General features: G+C 69.7%; 2 protein-coding genes. Both read right to left on the reverse strand.

Going from position 1 to position 2,711, the window contains the following annotated elements; all coding sequences use genetic code 11:
- The coding region (gene metG, locus CCN33_RS17450) for a methionine--tRNA ligase (protein WP_086694520.1) at positions 1-1,711 on the reverse strand (1,711 nt) is incomplete at its 3' end.
- 119 nt (positions 1,712-1,830) lie between these two features.
- On the reverse strand, positions 1,831-2,711 hold an 881-nt coding region (locus CCN33_RS17455; protein ID WP_140394573.1), incomplete at its 5' end, for a VWA domain-containing protein.

Consider the following 2,711-nt stretch of genomic DNA (forward strand, 5'->3'; position numbering starts at 1 on the left):
CGGGCTGGCCGCCGAAGCGCTCCTTGTACGTCTCCAGGTCCTCGTCCGTCAGCTTGGCGAACAGGACCGGGGGGACGGTGAAGGGGATGCCGGGGGCGAGTGTCGTCAAGGACTTGGCCTCCGCCTCGGTGATCCAGGCGGCCGTGTCGTCCGGGAGGGAGAAGGCCGCGCGCATGGCTGCCGCCGAGGCCGGGATGAAGGGCTCGGAGACCACCGCGTAGAGGTGGATCAGGTTCATCGCGGTGCGCAGGGTGAGGGCCGCGGCGTCCTTGTCGGTCTTGATCTCCAGCCAGGGGGCCTTCTCCTCCAGGTAGGAGTTGCCGGCCGACCACAGGGCGCGCAGGGCGGAGGCCGCCTTGCGGAACTGGAGCGCCTCCATCTGGTTCTCGTACTCCGCGAGCAGCCCGGCGATCTCCTCGCCCAGGCGGGTCTCCGCCTCGCCCGGCTCGCCGCCCGCCGGGACCTCGTCGCCGAAGCGCTTGCGGGAGAAGGACAGGACGCGGTTGACGAAGTTGCCCAGCGTGTCCGCCAGGTCCTTGTTCACCGTGGCGGTGAAGTGCTCCCAGGTGAAGGACGAGTCGTCCGACTCGGGGGCGTTGGCGATCAGGAAGTAGCGCCAGTAGTCCGCGGGCAGGATGTCCAGGGCCTGGTCGGTGAAGACGCCCCGCTTCTGCGAGGTGGAGAACTTGCCGCCGTAGTACGTCAGCCAGTTGAACGCCTTGACGTAGTCGACCTTCTTCCACGGCTCGCGCACGCCCAGCTCGGTCGCCGGGAACATCACCGTGTGGAACGGGACGTTGTCCTTGGCCATGAACTGCGTGTAGCGGACGGTGTCGTCCGCGTCGTACCACCAGGACTTCCAGTCGCGGTTCTCCGCGTCCTGGTCCGCCCACTCCTTGGTCGCGCCGATGTACTCGATCGGGGCGTCGAACCAGACGTAGAAGACCTTGCCCTCGGCGGCCAGCTCCGGCCAGGTGTCGGCCGGGACGGGCACGCCCCAGTCCAGGTCACGGGTGATCGCGCGGTCGTGCAGGCCCTCGGTCAGCCACTTGCGGGCGATCGAGGAGGCCAGCTGCGGCCAGTCCTGCTCGTGCCGGGCCACCCACTCCTCGACCTCGTGCTGGAGCTTGGACTGGAGCAGGAAGAGGTGCTTGGTCTCGCGGACCTCCAGGTCCGTGGAGCCGGAGATCGCGCTGCGCGGCTCGATCAGGTCGGTCGGGTCCAGCACACGGGTGCAGTTCTCGCACTGGTCGCCGCGGGCCTTGTCGTAGCCGCAGTGCGGGCAGGTGCCCTCCACGTAGCGGTCCGGAAGGAAGCGGCCGTCGGCCGGGGAGTAGACCTGGCGGATCGCCCGCTCCTCGATGAAGCCGTTCTCGTTCAGCTTCCGGGCGAAGTGCTGGGTGATGTCGCGGTTCTCGGCGGAGGAGCTGCGGCCGAAGTAGTCGAAGGCCAGCGCGAAGCCGTCGTACACCGCCTTCTGCGCGTCGTGGGCCTGGGCGCAGAACTCGTCCACCGGCAGGCCCCGCTCCTTCGCGGCCAGCTCGGCGGGGGTGCCGTGCTCGTCGGTCGCGCAGATGTACAGGACGTCGTGGCCGCGCTGGCGGAGGTACCGGGAGTACACGTCCGCCGGGAGCATGGACCCCACCATGTTGCCCAGGTGCTTGATCCCGTTGATGTACGGAAGGGCGCTGGTGATGAGGTGTCGAGCCATCGGGGGCTGCTCCCAGGTCGCTATGGGTACGAACCTTGAAATCGTAGCCGACGTGTGTATGCCGCCCGCCTCCCGTTTTACGGGGTGGGACGCGGGCGGCATCGGGGTGCTGCGGGGGGTTACGGGCGCCAGACGGCGAGTACGCCCTCGTACAGCTCGGTGTCCGTGAGCTCGCGCGGGGTCGGGCCCGCGTGGAAGAAGGACGTGTTCGCGGTCTTCAGCTTGCGCAGGTAGTCGAACGCCTTGTTGTCCGGCTCACCGAAGGCGACGAACGAGAAGAACACCTTGGGGTGGGTCTTCGCGGCGCTCGTGAGGGCCTGGGTGGCGGGGGTCTTGGCGTCGGGGGCGCCGTCCGTCTGGAACACGACGAGGACGTTGTCCTCGGGCGTGTGGTGCTTGTCGTGGTGGGCGAGTACGGCTTCCACGGCGGCGTGGTAGCTGGTGCGGCCCATGCGGCCCAGTTCCGCGTGCGTCTCGTCGATTCTGGTGGCGTGGTCCTCGGTGAGGGTGAGGTCGGTGGTGCCGTCGACCTCGGTGGAGAAGAAGACCACGTGGACGGTCGGGTCCTTGTCCAGGTGGGCCGCGAGGGCGAGGGTCTGGTCGGCGAGGGCCTGGGCCGAGCCGTCCTTGTAGTACGGCCGCATGCTCGCGGAGCGGTCCAGTACGAGATAGAGCTTCGCTGTCGTGCCGGTGAGGCCGGTGGTGGCGAGGGTTGCTGCCGCGGCGGTGTGGGCGGTGGTGAGGGAGGGTGTCTGGGCGAGCGTCTCGGACCCGGCCGTGTCCCCACCCGCACCATCCGTGCGGGACGCGGTGTCGCCTGCGGGCGCGGCCTGCGGGGGCGCGGGAGCGTCGGCGGCCTCCGGGGCGGGGGCGGACTCCGTGTCGGCCTTCGCCTTCGGCTCGGCAGTGGTCTTCGCGTCGGCGTCCGGCTCGGCCTTCGGCTCGGGCTCGGCGGAAGCCTTGGCCTCGGCGGCGGCCTTCGGCTTGGCCTCGGCCTCCG

This window comes from Streptomyces recifensis (assembly GCF_002154615.1).
GTDB lineage: Bacteria > Actinomycetota > Actinomycetes > Streptomycetales > Streptomycetaceae > Streptomyces > Streptomyces griseoluteus.